This window comes from Halovalidus salilacus (assembly GCF_031852275.1).
GTDB classification, from domain to species: Archaea; Halobacteriota; Halobacteria; order Halobacteriales; family Natrialbaceae; genus Halovalidus; species Halovalidus salilacus.
Genome location: NZ_CP134700.1, coordinates 2,063,104 through 2,082,865, shown reverse-complemented (window position 1 = coordinate 2,082,865; position 19,762 = coordinate 2,063,104). Strand labels below are relative to the sequence as shown.

20 protein-coding genes and 1 tRNA gene are annotated in these 19,762 nt (G+C 66.3%); 12 read left to right on the top strand and 9 right to left on the bottom strand.

Annotated features, from left to right (window positions below; genetic code table 11):
- The first annotated feature begins 81 nt into the window (after window positions 1-81).
- On the top strand, window positions 82-213 hold the full coding sequence (locus tag RJT68_RS10400) for a transporter (RefSeq protein ID WP_407040290.1): 132 nt from the start codon (window positions 82-84) through the stop codon (window positions 211-213).
- A gap of 155 nt (window positions 214-368) precedes the next feature.
- Window positions 369-1,676, top strand: coding sequence for an NAD(P)/FAD-dependent oxidoreductase (locus RJT68_RS10395; protein ID WP_407040289.1), 1,308 nt, complete (start codon window positions 369-371; stop codon window positions 1,674-1,676).
- 25 nt (window positions 1,677-1,701) lie between these two features.
- Here the strand turns inward: RJT68_RS10395 and RJT68_RS10390 are convergent, their stop codons facing one another.
- Both RJT68_RS10390 and artA read right to left on the bottom strand, forming a co-directional pair.
- Window positions 1,702-2,421 carry a metallophosphoesterase gene (locus RJT68_RS10390; RefSeq protein ID WP_407040288.1) on the bottom strand — a complete coding sequence of 240 codons (720 nt, stop codon included), beginning with the start codon at window positions 2,419-2,421 and terminating at the stop codon, window positions 1,702-1,704.
- 9 nt (window positions 2,422-2,430) lie between these two features.
- Window positions 2,431-3,486, bottom strand: a complete 1,056-nt coding sequence (artA, locus tag RJT68_RS10385) for an archaeosortase A (RefSeq protein ID WP_407040287.1) — start codon at window positions 3,484-3,486, stop codon at window positions 2,431-2,433.
- A 254-nt stretch (window positions 3,487-3,740) separates the two neighbouring features.
- Here artA and RJT68_RS10380 point away from each other — a divergent pair, with 254 nt between their 5' ends.
- Complete coding sequence (locus tag RJT68_RS10380) at window positions 3,741-4,520, top strand: DUF7839 domain-containing protein (RefSeq protein ID WP_407040286.1); 780 nt, start codon at window positions 3,741-3,743, stop codon at window positions 4,518-4,520.
- A gap of 30 nt (window positions 4,521-4,550) precedes the next feature.
- Here the strand turns inward: RJT68_RS10380 and RJT68_RS10375 are convergent, their stop codons facing one another.
- From RJT68_RS10375 to RJT68_RS10365, 3 genes are all read right to left on the bottom strand, one after another.
- Window positions 4,551-4,763 (bottom strand): hypothetical protein, encoded by a 213-nt coding sequence (locus RJT68_RS10375; protein WP_407040285.1) that lies wholly within the window; start codon window positions 4,761-4,763, stop codon window positions 4,551-4,553.
- Between the two features lie 83 nt (window positions 4,764-4,846).
- Window positions 4,847-5,707, bottom strand: coding sequence for a UbiA family prenyltransferase (locus RJT68_RS10370; protein WP_407040284.1), 861 nt, complete (start codon window positions 5,705-5,707; stop codon window positions 4,847-4,849).
- Between the two features lie 88 nt (window positions 5,708-5,795).
- Window positions 5,796-6,356 (bottom strand): NUDIX hydrolase, encoded by a 561-nt coding sequence (locus tag RJT68_RS10365; protein ID WP_407040283.1) that lies wholly within the window; start codon window positions 6,354-6,356, stop codon window positions 5,796-5,798.
- A 242-nt stretch (window positions 6,357-6,598) separates the two neighbouring features.
- On the opposite strand from RJT68_RS10365, the gene RJT68_RS10360 reads away from it, so the two are divergent.
- Complete coding sequence (locus RJT68_RS10360) at window positions 6,599-8,314, top strand: thiamine pyrophosphate-binding protein (RefSeq protein ID WP_407040282.1); 1,716 nt, start codon at window positions 6,599-6,601, stop codon at window positions 8,312-8,314.
- A gap of 33 nt (window positions 8,315-8,347) precedes the next feature.
- Here the strand turns inward: RJT68_RS10360 and RJT68_RS10355 are convergent, their stop codons facing one another.
- Both RJT68_RS10355 and RJT68_RS10350 read right to left on the bottom strand, forming a co-directional pair.
- Entirely contained in the window at window positions 8,348-9,178 is an 831-nt protein-coding gene (locus tag RJT68_RS10355) for an aldo/keto reductase (protein ID WP_407040281.1), read from the bottom strand.
- Between the two features lie 126 nt (window positions 9,179-9,304).
- The gene (locus tag RJT68_RS10350; RefSeq protein ID WP_407040280.1) at window positions 9,305-10,987 is read right to left on the bottom strand and encodes an acyl-CoA mutase large subunit family protein; all 1,683 of its coding nucleotides are present in this window, start codon (window positions 10,985-10,987) and stop codon (window positions 9,305-9,307) included.
- Between the two features lie 193 nt (window positions 10,988-11,180).
- Between RJT68_RS10350 and RJT68_RS10345 the strand changes: the two genes are divergently transcribed.
- On the top strand, window positions 11,181-11,450 hold the full coding sequence (locus RJT68_RS10345; RefSeq protein WP_407040279.1) for a hypothetical protein: 270 nt from the start codon (window positions 11,181-11,183) through the stop codon (window positions 11,448-11,450).
- Window positions 11,451-11,478: 28 nt separating this feature from the next.
- Here RJT68_RS10345 and RJT68_RS10340 read toward each other — a convergent pair whose 3' ends face one another.
- Complete coding sequence (locus RJT68_RS10340) at window positions 11,479-12,069, bottom strand: GNAT family N-acetyltransferase (protein WP_407040278.1); 591 nt, start codon at window positions 12,067-12,069, stop codon at window positions 11,479-11,481.
- A gap of 164 nt (window positions 12,070-12,233) precedes the next feature.
- On the opposite strand from RJT68_RS10340, the gene RJT68_RS10335 reads away from it, so the two are divergent.
- The 7 genes from RJT68_RS10335 (at window position 12,234) to RJT68_RS10310 (ending at window position 19,224) form a co-directional block, all read left to right on the top strand.
- Window positions 12,234-13,952 carry an aldehyde ferredoxin oxidoreductase C-terminal domain-containing protein gene (locus tag RJT68_RS10335; protein WP_407040277.1) on the top strand — a complete coding sequence of 573 codons (1,719 nt, stop codon included), beginning with the start codon at window positions 12,234-12,236 and terminating at the stop codon, window positions 13,950-13,952.
- Window positions 13,953-14,092: 140 nt separating this feature from the next.
- Window positions 14,093-15,040, top strand: a complete 948-nt coding sequence (locus RJT68_RS10330; protein WP_407040276.1) for a DUF106 domain-containing protein — start codon at window positions 14,093-14,095, stop codon at window positions 15,038-15,040.
- Between the two features lie 222 nt (window positions 15,041-15,262).
- On the top strand, window positions 15,263-15,841 hold the full coding sequence (cmk, locus tag RJT68_RS10325; RefSeq protein ID WP_407040275.1) for a (d)CMP kinase: 579 nt from the start codon (window positions 15,263-15,265) through the stop codon (window positions 15,839-15,841).
- Complete coding sequence (locus tag RJT68_RS10320; protein ID WP_407040274.1) at window positions 15,841-16,746, top strand: RNA-guided pseudouridylation complex pseudouridine synthase subunit Cbf5; 906 nt, start codon at window positions 15,841-15,843, stop codon at window positions 16,744-16,746. Before cmk ends, RJT68_RS10320 begins: the two co-directional genes overlap by 1 nt.
- A gap of 84 nt (window positions 16,747-16,830) precedes the next feature.
- Window positions 16,831-16,901 (top strand) — tRNA-Pro (locus RJT68_RS10315).
- 76 nt (window positions 16,902-16,977) lie between these two features.
- Window positions 16,978-17,412 carry a DUF7563 family protein gene (locus RJT68_RS21125; RefSeq protein WP_455196258.1) on the top strand — a complete coding sequence of 145 codons (435 nt, stop codon included), beginning with the start codon at window positions 16,978-16,980 and terminating at the stop codon, window positions 17,410-17,412.
- A gap of 327 nt (window positions 17,413-17,739) precedes the next feature.
- Window positions 17,740-19,224, top strand: a complete 1,485-nt coding sequence (locus RJT68_RS10310) for a DUF7289 family protein (protein WP_407040273.1) — start codon at window positions 17,740-17,742, stop codon at window positions 19,222-19,224.
- A 171-nt stretch (window positions 19,225-19,395) separates the two neighbouring features.
- On the opposite strand, the gene RJT68_RS10305 is transcribed toward RJT68_RS10310, so the two are convergent.
- Window positions 19,396-19,596: a hypothetical protein gene (locus tag RJT68_RS10305; RefSeq protein ID WP_407040272.1), complete on the bottom strand. Its 201-nt coding sequence runs from the start codon at window positions 19,594-19,596 to the stop codon at window positions 19,396-19,398.
- Window positions 19,597-19,762 lie beyond the last annotated feature (166 nt).

The following is a 19,762-nucleotide window of genomic DNA, read 5'->3' as shown; positions in this document are numbered from 1 at the left end:
GAGGGAGAGGGGTCTCGAGCCGCGACGCCGAACTGTGAATGCCGGCCGAGGAACTACCTGTCGGCTCGTCGATCGTTCGGTATGGTCAACCTCTCGACCGTGGTGATCCTCGTCGGCGTCGGCCTCCTGTTCGTCCCGATCCCGCCGGTGGCGACGATCCTCGGCGCGATCGTGATCGTGATCGGAATCGTCCTCAAAGTCCTCGGACGGTGACTCGGTTGGACGGGTACCTCCGGGGAACGTCGCGGAGCACGTGCAGGCTGGCTCACCTCGAGGCCCCGAGGTGGGGCCGACGGGTGCAGCGATCGAACCCACCGTTGCATAAGTCGGGTCCACCGTTTTTTCGCGGGCCGACCACCGTTTAGCCGATGAAATCGACGCCGTCCGTCGCAGTCGTGGGTGGAGGGCTCGCGGGCCTGGTCGCGGCTCGCCACCTCGCCGCCGCCGGCGCTGACGTGACCGTTCTCGAGCGACGCGACGAGGTCGGCGGCCGAGTTCGAACGACCGTCCGTGACGGCTACCAGTTCGATCGGGGCTTCCAGGTGCTCTTCACGGCGTATCCGGCCGTGAAGCGTGAACTCGATCTCGAGGAACTCGACCTCCGGCCGTTCGCGCCGGGGGCGGTCGTCGCCCGTCCCGATGGGCGCGCGGTCCTCGGCGATCCGCTCCGCGATCCGACGGCGCTCCCGTCCACGTTGACCACGAGAGCGGTCTCCGTCGGCGACAGACTCCGGGTCCTCGAGCTCCTGGGGCGACTCCGGCGAACCCGATTCGACGAGATCTTCGACGGTTCCGACGCGACGATCGAGGCGTCCCTCCGGCGCGAGGGGTTCTCCGAGCGGTTCCTCGAGAACTTCGCGCGACCGTTCTACGGCGGGATCACCCTCGACCGCTCGCTCTCGACCTCGAAGCGCGTCTTCGAGTACACGTTCAAGGCGCTCGCGGAGGGGGAGATCGCCGTTCCCGCGGGGGGTATGGGGGCGATCCCCGATCACCTCGCGACACGAGCGCGAACGGCCGGTGCGACGATCGAACTCGGAGCCGAGGTCGCGGACGTCTCGGGCGACGGCGGCTCCGGAGACGGACGACGATCCGCGACGGTCGACCTCGAGGGCGGACGGGCCATCGAGGTCGACGCGGTCGTCGTGGCGACCGATCCGAGGCGCGCGAGCGACCTGACGGGGCTCGAGTCGGCGCCGACGGCAGCGCGATCCTGCACGACCCAGTACCTCTCGCTCTCCGATGGAGGCGGACGGAGCCTCGAGACGGGCCGACGACTCGTGCTGAACGCGACCGGTGTCGGCCCGAACCACGTCGTCGCGATGAGCGAGGTCGCCCCCGAGTACGCCCCTGCCGGGGAAACACTGCTCAGCGCGACCTACACCGGGATCCCCGACGCGTCGGACGAGCGACTCGCCGAGAGGACGCGACGGGCGCTCGAGTCGTGGTTCCCCGAGCGGTCGTTCCACCGACTCGGGCACCTGCGGACGGACCGGATCGCGTTCGCCCAGTTCGCTCAGCCGCCGGGGATTCACGAGCGGCTTCCTCGCGTTCGTGCGCTCGCGTCGGCGGGACCGATCTACCTCGCCGGCGACTACACCCGGTGGTCGTCGATCCAGGGGGCGTTGGAGAGCGGCCGCCGGGCGGCGCGGGCCGTCGTGGAGGACTTGCGGTGATCGCCTTCGTTACCGCCACCCCCGCTCACAGGAGTCGTCGACACTTCCCGAGCGGTGGAAACCACAGCGTTCGATCGCTCGAGTCGTCCCTGATCGCGGGGTGGAAGCGGTCGGCGTCGGACACGAGCGGCGACTGGAAGTCCCGTCCGTACATGGCGTTAACCGTCGTGCCGCGGGCAAGGCGGGTGAACGCCGGGAGGACGAGCACGTCCACCCCCTCGTACGCGTTCGGCCCGTAGAGGAAGCAGGGAACCTTCCGCCCTTCGACCGAGAGCGCGGGGTGGTCGTGACCGATCACGTATCGTTCCACGTGGGTCTCCGTCTCGGGTCGTTCGTGTCCGTGGCAGACGACCGTCTCGCCGTCGTCGAGGCGGTACTCGCGGGCCGTCTCGCCGTCGTACGCGGACGACAGCAGCGTGTCGTGGTTGCCGGGCGTGACGACGAAGGAGGCGCCGGCGTCCGCGACGAGATCCGTCACGGCGTCCACGTCGCGTTTCACCTCGAGTGGAATCCGGGAGAACGAGTCGAGCAGATCGCCCGCCACGACCACCGTCTCGGGTGCGGTGCGGTCGAGCAGCGATTCGAGTCGGGAGAGCGCGTCCCCCGCGTCGTCGAGCGGCGCGTCGACGTTCGATCCCCGGGCCTTCCCGAGGTGGACGTCCGCGCAGACGAGCGCCTGTGCGTCCGGGACGTAAACGGCGCGCTCGAGCGGTGCGAATGGAACGTCGACCTCGATACCCGGCACGGTGGACCGTCAGTCGTCGGCGCGGTTAGCCGTGGCGGTCTCTTCCGGGCCGCCGTCGGCGCGAACGTCCTCACGCCCGACGGCCTCGAACAGGTCGTACTCCGTGCCCGTCAGGACGAACAGGGCCTCCTCGAGGGGCTCGAGGATCTCCGGAAGGACGCGAACGACGAGATAGGTGATGCCCAGCAGGGCGAGGATCGCGAGCGTCTGGGCGATGAAGTGGTGGGCGACGATGAACGAAACCTGATCCTCCGGAACGCCCATCAGCGCCGTGGTGATCGAGATCACGGGCTCGAACTGGAACCAGCCCCACGGCGAGGCGAGGCCGATGAACACGTTCCGCAGGAGGTTGAGGAACCAGATGATCCCGATCGAGGCCGCGAGGGCGGCGAGCTTTCGACCGAGCGGCGCCCGAACGGATGCGATGAGGCCGCCGAAGATCGCCATGCTACCGATCCCCGTGCAGGCGAGGATGATGTATGTCGACCTGCCGGTGACGGTCTCCTCCGGCGGGAAGTAGAGCTTGCTCAGGTAGCCGTTTTCGCCCTCCACGAGGTCGGGGCTGTAGCCGAGCAGTTCCATCCCGACGTTCGCCTGGGCCGCCGTCGTCTCGATCAACCACGTCTGCACGATGGGAATCGTCTCGACCGGGAGGTAGATCAGGCCCATGAACGCCACCGCCTTCGAGAGCACCAGCAGCGAGTCGCGCCCCTGCGCGAGGAGGTATCCCGTGTAGAGACACAGCGGGACGGCGGCGAGGCTCAGCAGGGTCTCGAGCGGGCTCTGAACCTCCCCGTAGAAGTACGGTACCATGTCGAGCCAGAAGAGGCCGAACACCGCCCACGCCCCCGCGGCGGTGAACCGGGCGTACGCGATCTGCCCGACCCACTGCAGGCCGAGGGCGAACACGAACGCTCCGATCGCGATCCAGACGAGGTCCTCCGTCGCGATCGGCAGCGAGGAGGTCACGAACGCCGGCGACTGGCCGACCGCGTCGGCGATCCACCGCCCCTGAGCCGAGGCCGAAGTCGGAACCGGGACGACCGCCGTCGTTGCGGAGGGCATATTCACTCGAGTTGATGAACCCGTCTCCTATCAACTTGACGCCTCGTGAGACCGACGACGTGGAAGCCTCGGAATCGGACGGCTCGATGGCTGAAAGTCGGACGGATAGGTTCGTCGGAAGTCAGGCGGGTGGGTACGGTGGAGGGCGGACGACTCGAATCGTCGCTACGGACCGAATTCGTCCGACGGAGGCGAACGTCCCCTGAACGCGGAGACCGGACACCTTTTTGCCTCGCTCGCGAATCGGTCTACGCATGGTCGACGTCCTCGACAACAAGCGTGCCGCCACCCGGTTTCGGATCCTCGTCCAGATCGCGGAGCGCCAACCCGCCGTGAGTCAAGGCGAGATCGCGGGGGAGGTCGGCGTCACGAGTCAGGCGGTCAGCGAGTACATCCGCGAACTCGTCGACGACGGCCTTGTGGAGAAGGAGGGGCGGTCGCGCTACCGCGTCACCAACGAAGGCGTCGACTGGCTCTTCCAGGCCGCAGGCAGCGTCCGGCGCTTCGCCAACCACGTCACCGAGGACGTACTGGGCGCGATGGGCGAGGACGCCGCCATCGCGACCGCCGACGTGGCCGAAGGCGAGACCGTCTCGCTAACGATCAGGGACGGCTTGCTCCACGCCACGCCCGGCGACGAGGGGCCGGCGACCGGCGTGGCGACCACAGACGCCGAGGCCGGGACGGACGTCGGAGTCACGAGCTTCGAAGGCGTCATGGAACTCGAGCCGGGGACCGTCACGGTCCTGCAGGTTCCCGCCGTCAGGACGGGCGGGAGTCGGGCCATCGATGCCGAGACCGTGACCGATCACTGCGAGTCGGCCGACCTCGTCGTCGCCACCGGCGTCGAGGCGGTCGTCGCCTGCCGGAAGGCCGGAACCGATCCGTCGGTCTCGTTCGCGGTCGGCGAAGTCGCCGCCGACGCCGCCGAGCGCGGCCTCGACGTGACCGCCGTGGCGACCACCGACGCCGTCGGGCGCGTCACAGACGTCCTTCGCGACGCCGAGATCGGCTACGAGGTCCTCGAGAGTTGAGGATCGCCGCTCGCCGACGCTCGACCGCGGTTACGGTGGCGCCGCCCGTCGCAGGGGACGGAGGTCACCGTCGCCGCAGACGCAGTTCCGCGTCGTCCCGAGCGGTCTGACCGTCCCGTCGCGGTGGACCTCCGCTGCGAAGATGCGATCGCACGATTCGCAGATCGCCGCGGTTCTGGGCCGGGATTCGGACGTGGAGTCGCTCGATTCGGCCGCCGTCACGGAGGGGTTCGCGTCGTTCATCGTACCGTTCTACCGGACGCGCCGACCCATCAGACCGTCTCCAACAGGCGTTGGGTCTCCGTCGAACGACGACGCTCGAGGCCTCAGAGGGCGTTGGAGAGCGGTTCGAACCAGACCGACGCGACGAGAACGGCGAGGAAGACGTACGAACCCCGGATCAGGAGCATCGTGGCGAGTTCGGGTCCGGCCCGCCGGGCGACCAGCGCGACGGGGGCGAACGCCAGCGCGGCGAGGACGGCCGTCGGCGGGAAGATACCGACCGCGGCGAGGGAGACGACGGCCAACAGCGCCACGAGCATCAGGCCGTAGGCGACGTCGCGGGCTCGGTTCGGCCCGAGGGTCACGGCGACGGTCCGCTTGCGAATCGAGCGGTCGTACTCGTAATCCTGGGCGTCGTCGATCACCTTGATACCCGACAGCAGGACGAGGAAGATCACGGCGAAGGCGGCCGGGACGGGCGCGACCGTGTGCGCCTGGGCGTAGAAGCCCCCGAGGATCGCGAGCGCGATTCCGAGGGGGTAGCCCGTCGTCGCCGTGATCGGGTTCGTATCCAGCTGGGGCGCGTGGTGGTAGGCGATCACCCAGGTCGGCAGGGTCAGCGCGACGGCGATCGCGTCGACCAGGACGAACAGGAGGAGACAACAGATCGCGAACGTCGCCGTCGACCCGACGAGGCCGATGCGACAGCCCCGACCGGTCAGCGGGTGGTCGTCGTCCTCTCCGCGGACGTGGAAGTCCACGTAGCCGTCCTTGAGGTGAGCCGTGTACACCGCCGAGAACATCGCGAGAACGTGTACCGCGGCGACGGTCGGGTCGGCTCCGCGGGCCAGGATCGCCCCGAACAGCGACGCGGCGAGCGGCGGGAGCATGAACACGGGGTGAACCTGCGAGAGGTACGCCCGCACCGTCGCCTCGAGCCCCGAGTTGTGCCTCGCGAACGTCATCTGCGTGTGACCACGACCACGAGTGACGGTATAATACCCGGGTCGGACGTACGGTGGTGAGAACGGGAAGAAGCGTCCGGGTGGCCTCTCAGGGGATGATCGATCCGAGGTAGTCGTCCATGTCCCGCGAGAGCGAGACGGACGCGGGTTCGGCCCAGAAACAGGAGAAGACCAGGCCGTCGTCCTCTCCGCCGCCGATGACCGCGTGGTCCCACGCCTCGCGGGGCTCGCGAACGGGAACGTGGTAGAAGTGACGACGGTAGAGCGTCTCCCGTCGCTCGTGGTACCAGTGATCCGAGGTGAGGTGCGAGACGCCGAGCGGCGCGTCGACGCCGCTCTCCTCGGCGAGTTCGCGGACGACTGCGGTGTGAGGGGCTTCCCCGTCCTCCACCGTCCCCTTCGGAACCTGTACCCCGGCACCGGGCTTCTCCTGTTCGAACACGAGCAACTCGAGGGTCCCGCCGCTTCGCCGGGTCGCGTACGCGTAGGCTTTGTCCACCGTGGGGATCGACTTCGGATCGGCGTCCGGTACCGTCTCCAGCACGTCGTCGGGGATCGAATCGAGCCGATCCGTCGACTCGGTCCCCGGGTCGGTCGTCGCCGCCGACGCGGTGGCGGCGGGCGACGGTGACGTGATATCAGACTCCATACCGTACGCGTTCACCGAACCGGGTGATAATGCTACCGCCTGAATACATTATTTTCTAGTGATTGTACGAATGGCCCTAGTACTGATTTACCACTGGACGTTCCGGAACTAATGCGCCTCGAAACTCGAGGTTCGTTCCGCGCTCCCTTCGAGACGGACGAGGTTCGTTGCGTCCGAACGGGAGCCGAACGAACGCTGCTGGAACGCACACATTGATAATGCGCCCAGTGCCACGATTTGCCATGACAGAGGAGTACACCGGTGCCGACCTCTTCGTGGACGCGCTCGAGGCGTACGGCGTCGAGTACCTGTTCGGGAACCCGGGGACGACGGAGTTACCGATCATGGAGGCGGTGTCGCGGAGCGATCTCGACTACGTCCTCGCGACGCACGAGGACATCGCGGTGGGGATGGCCGGGGGCTACGCGAGCACCCGTCGGTATCACGCCGACGATGCGGGCGTGACGGGCGCGAACGTGACCGAGTGCAACCCCGTCGGGGTGGTCAACCTCCACCTCGCGGCCGGGTTAGCCCACGGCCTCGGAAACATGTACGGCGCGATGATCGCGGGGGCCCCCATCGTCGTCACGGCGGGCAACCATAGCACCGATTTCCGCCACGAGGAGCCCATCCTCTCGGGGGACCTCGTCGACCTCGCTGAACCGTTCACCAAGTGGAGCGCCGAGGTGCTCGACGTCTCGACGCTCCCGACGATGCTCCGCCGGGCGTTCAGGGTCGCGCTCACGCCGCCGACCGGCCCGGTCTTCCTCAGCCTCCCGCTCGACGTGACGATGGCGGAGACCGACGCCGAACCCGAGCGTCTGGGGTCGATCCCGACGGCTGGTCGGGGGGACGAGGCCCAACTCGAGCTCGCGGCCGACCTGCTCGCCGAGGCAGACAGCCCCGCGATGATCGTGGGGGACCAGATCGCCCGCGCGGGCACGGACGCAGTCGACGGCGCGGTCGACCTCGCCGAGGCCGCGGGCCTGCGGGTTCACGGCGAGATCCTCTCGAGCGAGATCGACTTCCCGGCGACCCACGACCAGTGGATCTCGTACGTCCCGCCGGACGAGAACGTCGCGTCGATGCTGATGGACACGGACACCCTGGTGTTCGCCGGCTGTTCGACCCACACGACGCTCGTGCGTCACGAGACCGACCTCGTCGACTCCGACACGACCTGCATCCACCTCGGGGACGACCCCTGGCAACTGGGCAAGAACCAGCCCGCCGACGCGGCCGTGCTCGGCGACCTCGCGGACGTCCTCCCCGACCTCGCGGAACGGGCCGAGGGTCGGATCGACGACGACGTTCGAGAGGGGCGACTCGAGACCGTCCGGGCGACGAAGGAGTCCCTCGAGCCCCTGATCCAGTCGATGGGCAGCGACGAATCCCCTGAGGGCGAGACCCGCGCGTCGAAGGGCCGCCTGGTCGACGAACTCCACGACGTCGCGCCGGACGCGTTCATCGTCGACGAGGGCGTCACCGCGAAGTACGCCATGCTGACGCGCTGGCCGTTCGAAGCGCAGGGGATCGTCTCCAACAAGGGCGGCGGCCTCGGCTACGGGCTCCCGGCGTCGATCGGCGCCGCGATCGCTGAGAACGACCGCGAGGACGGCCGCGAGGTGATCGGCTACGTCGGCGACGGATCGTACCTCTACTACCCCCACAGCCTCTACACCGCCGCGCGCTACGGGGTCGACCTGACCGTCGTCATCCCGGACAACCGCAACTACCGCATCCTGAAGGACAACACGACCAAGATCATGGGCGGCGAGATCGACGACTACGACTTCGTCGGCATGGACTTCGAACCACCCGTGGACTTCGTGAAGAACGCCGAGAGCCACGGCGCGGAGGCCGAACTCGTCGAAACGCCCGACGAGATCGGCCCCGCCGTCGAGCGCGCCCTCGAGTCCGAGGGCCCCACGGTGCTCGACGTGCTGGTCCACGACTGACCGGAGGTCGCCGTCGAGCGTTTCGGCTGCCGGCTACAACCGCGCCTCGAGTGGATCGGGAACGCCGCCGTCGAGGACGAACACCTTCCGCATCTCCCCCGGGTCGAGTTCGAAGTCGAACAGGTCGGCGTTCGCCTCGAGGTGCTCGCGGCTCGCGGCTTTCGGGATGGCCGCCACGTAGGGTTGCTGGAGCAGCCACCGGAGCGTTACCTGCGCCGCCGACTTGCCGAGGGGCTCTGCGATCGACTCGAGCCGCTCGTCGCCGACGACGCCTCCCTCCGCGAGCGGACTGTAGGCCGTCAGCAGGACCTCGTTCTCGATGCAAAACGGCAGGAGTTCCTCGGCGGGCGCCTGGTGAAACGGGTGATACTTCACCTGGTTCGTCACGATGGGCGTCTCCGACGCCTCCATCGCCGCCTCGAGTTGTGCCACCGAGAAGTTGCTCACGCCGACGTGCTCGACGCTTCCGTCGCGCTGGAGCTCGTTCATCGCGCCGAGGGTCTCATCGAGGGGCGCTTCGTCGCTCGGCGCGTGGAGCAACAGGAGGTCGATCGTCTGGAGTCGGAGGCGATCGAGGCTCTCTCGAGTCGACTCGATCGCGTCCTCGCCCGCGGCGTTACTCGGGTGGATTTTGGTGACGACGAAGACGTCCTCGCGGTCGACCTGACTCTCCGCTACGGCCTCCCCGACGGCGGCCTCGTTGTCGTACATCTGGGCGGTGTCGACGTGTCGATATCCCAGCGAGAGGGCGTACTCGACGGCGCGTCGGCACTCGTCGCCGGTCATCCGAGCGGTTCCGAGTCCGAGTGCAGGAACCTCCGCGCTCCGGGTGACGACCGTCGCGTTCGTGTCGTCGGTGCTCATGGGAACACGGACCGTACGCCGTGGCGGATATTCAAGGGTGGGCCGGCAGCGACCGGTCGTCAGCGTCGTCGGTTACCGTCGACGGTGGAGGACGGGACGCGCGGAGACCGCTCGAGCGCGGGTCGGTCAAACAGCGCTCCCGGGCTGGTACTCGCCGAACTCCTCGCGCATGACGTCGCAGATCTCGCCGACCGTCGCGTAGGCCTTCACCGCGTCGACGATGTACGGCATGACGTTGTCGTGGCCGGCGGCGGCCTCGCGCAGCGCCTCGAGTGTCGCGTCGACGGCCTCCTCGTCGCGCTCTTCGTGGACGGTCTCGAGGCGGTCGATCTGGCGTCGCTGGTCCTCCTCGGTGACCTCCTCGACGTCCATTTCGGGCTCCTCGTCGACCTCGAACTCGTTGACGCCGACGATGATGCGCTCTCTCTCCTCGATCTCGCGCTGGCGGTCGAACGCCGTGTCCTGAATCTGGCGCTGGACCCACTGTTGCTCGACGGCCTCGAGCATCCCGCCGCGCTCCTCGACCTCCTCGAGAATCTCGTAGGCCTCCTCTTCGACCTCGTCGGTGAGCGACTCGACGTAGTAGCTGCCGGCGAGGGGGTCGATGGTGTCGGCCGCGCCGGACTCTTGGGCGAGGATCTGCTGGGTTCGAAGCGCGGTTCGGACGGACTCCTCCGTGGGGAGGGCCAGCGCCTCGTCCTTGCCGTTGGTGTGCAGCGACTGCGTGCCGCCGAGGACGGCCGCGAGCGCCTGGTAGGCGACCCTGACGACGTTGTTCTCGATCTGCTGGGCGGTCAGCATCGAGCCGGCGGTCTGGGTGTGGAATTTCAACTGCTTGGACTTGGGGTTCTGGGAGTCGAAGCGCTCGTCCATGATGTCGTGCCACATGCGGCGTGCGGCGCGGAACTTCGCGACCTCCTCGAAGATGTTGTTGTGGCCGTTGAAGAAGAAGGAGAGCTGCGGCGCGAAGTCGTCGACGTCCAGCCCGGCGTCGATGGCGGATTCGACGTACTCGATGCCGTTCCCCAGCGTGAAGGCGAGTTCCTGGGCGGCCGTCGACCCGGCCTCGCGGATGTGGTACCCCGAGATGGAGATGGTGTTGAACTTCGGCGTCTCATCCGCGCAGAACTCGAAGATGTCCGTGATGATCCGCATCGACGGCTCGGGCGGGTAGATGTAGGTGTTGCGCGCGATGTACTCCTTGAGGAGGTCGTTCTGGATCGTCCCGCGCAGTTCGGACCGGTCGACGCCCTGCTTGTCGCCCACCGCGATGTACATCGCCAAAAGCACCGACGCGGGCGCGTTGATCGTCATCGACGTCGAGACCTCGTCGAGCGGGATGCCGTCGAAGACGGTCTCCATGTCGTCGAGCGAATCGATGGCGACCCCGGCCTTCCCGACCTCGCCGGCGGCCATGTCGGCATCCGAATCGTACCCCATCTGGGTCGGCAGGTCGAACGCCATCGAGAGCCCGGTCTGGCCCTGATCGAGCAGGTAGTGGTAGCGCTCGTTCGTGTCCTCGGGGGTCGAGAACCCGGCGTACTGACGCATCGTCCACAGGCGCCCCCGATAGCCCGTCGAGTAGACACCCCGCGTGTACGGCGGTTCGCCGGGGAAGCTCAGATCCTCCTCGTACTCGAGGTCGTCGACGTCGGCCGGCGTGTAGATCCGATCGACCTCCTGCCCGCCCGTGTCGGTCGTGAACGTCTCCTTTCGCTCCCCGAACCGGTCGAGCACCGGTTCGACCTGCTCCTCGTGCCACGCCTCCCGTTTGGCACGGATCTCCTCGAGTTCGTCAGGATCGAACATTATCGACAACGACGATTCAGTGGGGCTTGAAGCTTCATGAATCGTCTCGGGGACGGTCCGGGAACCGAGGATGTTCGATTCGAACGCGGTGTTCACGCCCCTCGTATTATCGATGCTCGTGAAAGTCGATCAGATCGAACGGTCACGGAGATCGGTGAGACGCCTTTTCACGCGGGGCGTGGACGAATCGTCCATGGCGGCGTCCAGGACGGATTCAGACGACCGACTCGACCGACGGCGAGCGGCGCTGGCGGTCGCGCCGTTCCTCGCGATCGGACTGTTCAACCTCGCGCTGCTGCTCGGCTGGGGCCTCGAGCCGCTGTGGGCGTTCGCGATCCTGCCGCCGATGCTGTTCGTCGTTGCCGTCGGCTGGGTGGCGTTCCGTCACGGATTTCACCGGCGCTCGAGCGAGGTGCGGATCTACGGCGACGGATCCGACGGATCGGATCGTCCCGAACGGTGAACGCTCGGAACGATCGGAACGGCCCGGGCTACCGGCCCGTATCGTACTTGTACGTCGCCGACTCCGGATCGATCCCGAACTCCTCCGGGGTGGCGTCGGGGCCCTCCGACGCGTCGTCGCGCTCGTGGGCGTGTTTGAACGCCTCCCGCAGGCTGTCGGGCATTCGGAACCGTTCGACCTCGATCTCCAGGGGAACCGCCTCCGGGTCGGTCTCCTCGCGCTTGCGCTCGAGGCGGTCGACCAGCACGTCGGGAAGGTCGGACTCGTCGATCCGGCGAAAGCCGAACTGGGAGAGGTAGCGCCACTCCCCGGTGAGGGAGTAGACGCGCTCGAACCCCTCGTCACCGGCGTACTCGAGGAGGCGCTCGATCACGTGGGCGCCGACGCCCTGGTCGCGCCAGCCCTCGAGGACGCCGATGCTGGTGAGTTCGCAGACGTCGCCTTCCTCGTCGGAACCCTTGTGGATCCGGATCCGGCCGAAGCCCGCCTTCGTACCGGATTCCTCGTCGATGGCGACCACGTAATCTCGCGAGCGGAACGCCGTATCGTCGAGCCCCATCGCCTCGATGTGGTCGAGAAGCCAGACCTCCTCCCTGTTTTTCGCGTCCCGCACGTACATGCCTCAACGTACGCGAGTGGCGGCCAAAAGCGTTTGCGGGTCAACAACCTCGGACGACCCGGTTCGGCAGCGCGTTCGCTCGCCGAGTGCGCCTCGCCGGGACGGCTATCGACCGCCTCATCAGGCGCGTATCATTAAGTATCCGTTCCGAGAACTATGTGAACATGTTGCACGCAAGGGGGCCGCTACTCACCGTCGACGTCAGCGCGCGGACGGCGACCGAGACGGCGATCGACGAGTTGCTCGAGACGTCCGTCGGCGGGCGCGCCGTCGCGACCGCGCTCGCCCACGAGCGGATTCCGTTCGACGCCGACCCGTACGGTGCGGAAAACCGCGTCTACCTCTCGACCGGACCGCTCCAGCAGTCGCGAATGTCCTTCACCGGCCGAATGAACATGACCGGCCTCTCGCCGCTGACCGACGGCCTCGTCTCGAGCAACGCCGGCGGGTACCTCTCGCGGAACGTCGTCGGAACGGGACTCAGCGTCCTCGAACTCGTCGGCTCGAGCGACGAGTTGCTCGCGATCCACGTCACCGACGGCGCCGACGAGTCACGCTCGTCGGGGAGCGAGACTCCGTCTCGCCCGCGGGTCGAGTTCGAAGCGGTCCCGGGACTCGAGGGTGCAACGGTGCCCGAGACCTCCGACTACGTGGCCCAGACGCGGGACCTCGGCCCGGACAATTGCATCGCCATCGGCCCTGCCGGGGAGAACCTGGTGCGGTTCGCCTCGGTGATGACCTTCGACTCGCGGGCGTTCGGCCGCGGGGGCCTGGGGGCCGTCCTGGGTTCGAAGAACGTCAAGTGCGTCACGTTCGAGGGCGACTCGGCGCCCCCGGTCGAGATTTCCGACGATCCCGCGATGGACGTCCACCGCGAGGCCGCACAGTCGGACGACCGGATGCGCCGGCAGGGGACGACCGGGAGCACGGAGTTCATCAACGACGCGTTCTCGCTCCCGACGCGGTACTTCGCGGAGTACGAGTTCGAGCACGCGGCGGCCATCGGCGGCGACGCTGTGGAGGAGAAGAAGTACAAGAAGGGCGCCTGTTCGGCCTGCGCCTACGCCTGCAAGCTCCCGACCAGGGACGAGGAGACGGGCGTCGAGACGGAGGGCCCGGAGTTCGAGACCGTCTACGCCTTCGGCTCCCAGCAGGGGGTCGGCGACATCGTCGACGTGATGCGGGCGAACGAACTGTGCGACGCGCTCGGGATGGACACCATCTCGGCGGGCGTCACGGTCGCGGCCTACCTCGCGAGCGTGGACGAGTTCGGAAACGCCGAACTCGCCCGCGAACTCACCGAACGTATCGCCTACCGCGACGGGGTCGGCGACGCGCTCGCGGAGGGGGTCGAGCGGTGTCACTACGACCTCGGCGTCGAGAACTACACCGTCAAGGGACTGGAGTTCGCCGCCCACGACGGCCGAGTCCTCCACGGACAGGGGCTCTCCTACGCCGTCGCGAACCGCGGGGCGGACCACCTCTACGCGAGCATGCTGAGCCTCGAGTACAACGGCGACCTCGACCCCGAGGGAACGCTCGGGAAGTCCGAGACGCTCGTCGAGCGCGAGAACCTCAAGGGGTTCATCGACTCCGGAATCGTCTGCGTCTTCGGCCGTGACTACGTCACGGACCGCCTCGAAGCGCTGTTCGACGCCGAGTACGAGGAACTGCTCGACGTCGGCGCGCGGACGGTGCTCCTCGAGCGCGACTTCAACGCCCGACGAGGCTTCGATCGCAGCGACGACGGGCTTCCCTACGGATTGCCGGACCTCGAGGCGGCCATCGCCGAGTACTACGAGGTTCGAGGGCTGGCGGACGACGGAAGCGTCCCGGCCGAAACGCTCGAGTCCATCGAACCGGTCGCCCCCTCTGCCGACTGATTCGCTCTCGACCGAACCGTGGAACCGCGTCACTTCCGCCCCCTCGGGCGGCGACCGAGTCCGGACGCGTGTCGGACGCCGTGCATGTACGCGGGCGAAGAAAAACACTTGTATATCTGACGTGGCCTAGCGTTTACTAGATGACGCGTACAGTCGAGAAAATCAACGCCCTCGTCCGCGAGGATTCGTCGATGGCGAGCGCTCTCGAGGCGATCCGCGAGGAAGCCGACGCGAACGGCGGGGAAGTCGAGTGGAGCGACGTCAACGACGAGTTGACCAGCGGCCAGTGGGGGCGGATCATCGAGACGGGCGTCCTCGAAAACGGCGAGGAGGGCTGGCGCATCGCCGACCGGGAGTCCTTCGACGAGGCCCTCGACGAGGACGTCGACGGCGGGGCGGCCGACGTCGACATCGACGAGGAGGAGGCCAAGTGGTCCCAGTGGGACAAGATCGCCGGCGTGAGCTCGCTGCTGTTGATGTTCGGCTACTGGCTCCCGGACGTCCGCGATACGGTCGGCGCAGCGCTCGATACGATCCTCGGCCCGCTCGACGCGGCCCTGCCGTTCTACGCGGTGATCCTCTGCGTCGCGATGCTAACGGGATTGTACTCGACGCTGCTGCAAGCGAACCTCACCAACCCCGAGCGGATGGCCATGTACCAGGAGCGGATGAAGTCGGTCCAGGAGGAGGTCAAAGACATCCAGCAGCGCAAGAAGGACGCCGAGGAGCGTGGCGCCAGCGAAGGCGAAATAGAGCGCCTCGAGAACGAACTCGAGCGCGCCCAGAAAGAGCAGATGGAGGCGATGGGGGAGAACCTCGGGATGTTCAAAGAACAGATCCGGCCGATGGTCTGGATCATGCTGCTGACCATCCCGCTGTTCCTCTGGATGTACTGGAAGGTCCAAAGCGGCGGGCTCCCGGAAGCGGAGGCGAACGTCGTCATGCCGATCCTCGGTGAAACCGACCTGTCGAACCGACTCCGCGGGAGCTTCCCGACCTGGATCATCTGGTACTTCCTGTGCTCGATGAGCTTCACCCAACTCCTCCGGAAGTCGCTGAACATCAACATGACACCGGACACGAACTGAGTCGACGATCGATCGGTCGTCTCCCCGGTATTACCCACGACTTCGCCGCTCACCGGCTCGACGGCGACGGTTCGAAACCGAACGAGCGGCCCGCGCGATTACCCGCGTTCTGTTCTCGTCAGCGCTTTCGTATCGGCCCGGCGTCTTCGAGGACCGTGCGAATCGGAGACGACGGCTCGAGTGATTCAAAACCCATTTTACGGACCGGCGTGGAGGTGTGATATGTTACTCACGGTCTCCGGACCGCCCGGAAGCGGAAAGTCGACGACCGCGGCGCTGCTGGCCGACGCCTTTGGACTCTCCCACGTCAGCGGCGGCGACATCTTCCGCGAACTGGCCGACGAGCGGGGGTACACCCCCCTCGAGTTCAACAAGCTCGCGGAGGAGAACGACCAGATCGATCGCGACCTGGATCGCCGCCTACGCGAGATCGCCGTCGATCGCGACGACCTCGTCCTCGAGTCCCGTCTGGCCGGGTGGCTCGCCGGCGATCACGCGGACTTCCGCTTCTGGCTCGACGCGCCGGTGAGGGTTCGCGGCGAGCGAATCGCCGAGCGCGAGGACAAGGATCCGCAGCGCGCGGCGGAGGAGACGAAAGCGCGCGAGGCCAGCGAGGCCCAGCGCTACCTGGAGTACTACGGGATCGACATCCGCGACCTGACGATCTACGACCTCTCGGTGAACACGTCCCGGTGGGAACCCGACGCCGTCCTCGACATGCTCGTCACCGCCGTCGAGGAGTACGACTCGAGCGGCGACGAAGGAAAGACCCCGATCGCGGACGTGAGCTACGACTTCTGATGACCCTGCGCGGCCCACCCGAGGACCGAACGCCGGCCGAGTTGCTCCGCTTCGGCGTCGTCAACCTCGACAAACCGCCTGGCCCCTCCTCCCACCAGGTCAGCGGCTGGATCCGGGACGCCGTGTCGGAGACGCTCGACGCCCGCGGTGCGGACGTCGGGATCGACCGTGCGGCCCACGCCGGCACCCTCGATCCGAAGGTGACTGGCTGCCTGCCGATCATGCTCGGCGACGCGACCCGCCTCGCTCAGGCCTTCCTCGAGGGCGAGAAGGAGTACGTGGCGGTCCTCGAGTGTCACGGTCCCGTCCCGGCCGACGCCGAGTCCGTCGTCGCGGAGTTCGAAGGACCGATCTACCAGAAACCCCCGCGCAAGAGCGCCGTCTCCCGTCGCCTTCGCGTGCGCGAGATCCACGCCCTCGAGGTGCTCGAGGCGGAGGACCGACGCCTCCTCCTGCGAATCCGCTGTGAGAGCGGCACCTACGTCCGCAAGCTCTGTCACGATCTCGGGCTGGCGCTCGGGACGGGGGCGCACATGGGACACCTGCGCCGGACGGCCACCGAGCCGTTCGACGACTCGACGCTCCACGGCGCCTACGACCTGCTCGACGCCCTCGCCTTCTGGCTCGAGGACGACGATCCCGATCCGCTCACCGAGATCGTCGAACCCGGCGAACGGATCCTCGAGCACGTCCCGTCGGTGACGATCGCCGAGAGCGCCGCCCGAGAGGTCGCGAACGGCGCGCCTGTCTACGCCCCCGGCGTCCTCGAGGCCGACGACGTCGAACGGGGCTCGCTCGTGGCCTGTTACACGCCGAACGGCGCGGCGGTGTGTCTGGGCAACCTCGTCGGCGATCCGGAGGCGGAGGAGGGCGCCGTCGTCGACCTCCAGCGAGTGCTGATCTGAGTCGACTCGAGGCTGATGTCGGCGAACACCGTGACGACGATGAAACGACACGCTTAAACGCTGGACGCCCATCGATTCTGATGCGGGACCGTGGGGTAGTGGTATCCTCTGCGGATGGGGTCCGTAGGACCCGAGTTCGACTCTCGGCGGTCCCACTCGATATTCTCTAGGTGTTCATCCCCAGGCACCTCTGGGTGTTGATACTGCTGAAATCAGCATTTAGGAGTGGTCATGATATCGGTGGAATTATTCACACACTCCGTCGACTCGAGGTGCCTCCACTGCGGAGCCCACATCACCGACCGTTTCCGTCGCGTCTTCGGTGGCGATGCTGGTCGCGCACAAAAAAGGAGGATATATGGCTGGATCAGAGCGGCATCGACCATTCGTTGCTGCATTCAGGACAGACGAATTTGGCTACGATTTTATCTCCAGAGGCGTGCGTATCGCGCCGCTCACCCAGCCCATCATCACACTTCAGACATCGGGCCATCATCCGGCAAGCGGAGGGTTTCGACCATCGTCGAATCAGTCTATTCCCCCAATGTGTTGGTGGGTGGGGAGAATGTGAGCGACATCGACAGCCGGACCCCGGAAAGCACGGTGGTTCTCGATGAGCGCCGTCGAACCTGTTCCTCGACCGGTCGCTGCGCTACATCGGGTTAGTCGCCTCGAGTGTCCGGTCGGCTCTCACGGTGGTTCGCTCCCGACGACGGGAGGTGAGGAGTATCCGTGCGCTTCGCGGAAGGGGCCGGCAGGTTCGCGTTCGCGACTATCGGTTGAAGTGCGCGTGTATCCCGGTCTCTGAGCGGGTGCTCGACAGTCGATCGACCGTCGGACTGACCATATCTTCTTCGAAACCACGCTTGATGAAACGTTCAATCCCGCTGATTTGAACTGATCTGAACGATGAACGCACATATTCTTTATGGGGATGACTGTCATCCATCCTTGCATGAGTTCGGAGGCGCGGGTTACCAACGGTGAAACGCGATGAGGGGTCCAACGCGGGGGCAGTCGACCCTCATCGGGTTCGTCCTCCTGGTCGGCCTCGTCGCCGTCGGCGGTCTCTCCCTGATGATCGTCGGGGAGCAGGCGTCCTCGGCGATCACGGAGGACACGGAGATCGAACGGGTCGAACAGTCGTTCGTCCAGTTGAGTCATGAAACCGCGACTGTCACCAGAAACAACGAGAAATCCGAGGTGACGGCCCTCGATGCGGGCGACTACGGTGCGATTGTACGGGAGAACACCGGTTCGTACAACGTGACTGCCCGCAACACGTCCGACGACGGAGACGAGTCCGTCGAGGTCATCGAAGAAGGGACCATCGGAACGATGGAGTACGAACATGAAGACGGAACGAAGATCGCTTACGAGGGGGGCGGCGCCTTCCGCGAGACGGGATCGGAGACGCGGGTCGTTTCGTCGCCGCTGCTAAATTACAATCACGAGAGCGAGACGCTTAACTTCCCAATGATCACCGTTCAGGGCGACAAAAAGCTCTCGTCGGGCGACGTGATCATCGAACATCTCGACGCAACCCGAAACGACAATAACTCCGTGAAGGACAAGCGGATCTACGTCGAGATCGAGAGCGAGTACTGTCGCGGCTGGGAGACGTTCTTCGACGAGCAGGCGGGGGGCACCTCCGTCACGCGTTCGTGTGACGAAGGGGACGAGGGCACCGTCGAAGCCCGATTCGGCTACGATGACGCGGAGAACGCGTTCGAGGATGGCGTGAGCCTTCCAAACGGGGAGGGGAGCATCGGCGGGAAGGACCAACACAGCCCGTTCGACGACGTCGAGGATAACGAATTTCCACCCCTCGACGAGACGATCCAGCTCATGCTCGAGGACGACGATGCGTACGACGAGGTGCACGAAGAGGTGATCGAGGACGAGGACCTCGAACTCTCCGACGGTATGTACTACGTCGAGGGAATCGGCGACGACGGATCGATCGACTTCAATCTCTCCGACGACGATGCGGTCCTCGTCGTGAACGGATCCATCGAAACCCAAACCGAAGACGACGGTATCTCGGTCTCCGACTGCGGCGACGACGGCGACAACCAGTTGCGCGTGTATCTGACCGGGGATCTTGACATGGACAACGGCGGGACGATCGCTCCAGAGTGCGGAGACAACGAAACGATCCAGGTCTACGGCTCGTCGGAGACGGGCGTGAACTTCGGAAACGGAAATCCGACGTTCGAGGGCCTACTGTACGTCGCGAGCGATGAAGACGAGTGGGAGGGAAGCAACTCGGACGAACAGGTGTACTTCCAGGGAGATCCGACGTTCGAAGGGGCGATCATCGCCGAGTCGGTGTACGTCGGAAGTGAGGTCCACAACGTCGAGGCGAGCGCCGTCGACGATTCGGAGGTCGACGTGATCCCCGAGGGGTACGAACCCGCCCCGCAGATCACCTACCTCAACGTGATCGAACACCAAGTGTCGATGGACGACGGCTGATCGCGACGCTCATCGGTTTACCACGTTCCCTTCATCTCGAGTTCCTCCACCACCACGTCCGGTGCGGTGACGTCATCGCCGCTCGAGTCCACGTCCCGTAGTTCCGGTCGTCCACCGGTACCGCTCGAATCTGTCACCTCGAACTCATCCACGACGCTCGAGCGTGACGCTTCAATCGTCGTCGTCCGCCGCGGGCGACCCCGAGTCGTCCGTGAACTGGGGCAACGGGACGAACGTCGTGCCGCCACAGGAGGTGCACCCGGTTCGGCTTCCGATCGGCTGCACGTCGCCGCTGGATAACTCGAGTGCGGCGTAGACGGAGCCACACTTCTCGCACGCGGCGACGATTCGCGCCTCGTCCTCGTTCGTCATCGGTCCGGAATCCGAACGATCTGCGAAAAAAGATTGAGAGAAGACGAGCGGAGTAACAGACTCGGTACTCCTCCCGTGACAATAGCGACGTGAATGACCGCCGATTCCGATGCGAAGCGGGGGTACGACGACGGACGACTCCCGTTAGAGTAACGTCACATGCGTA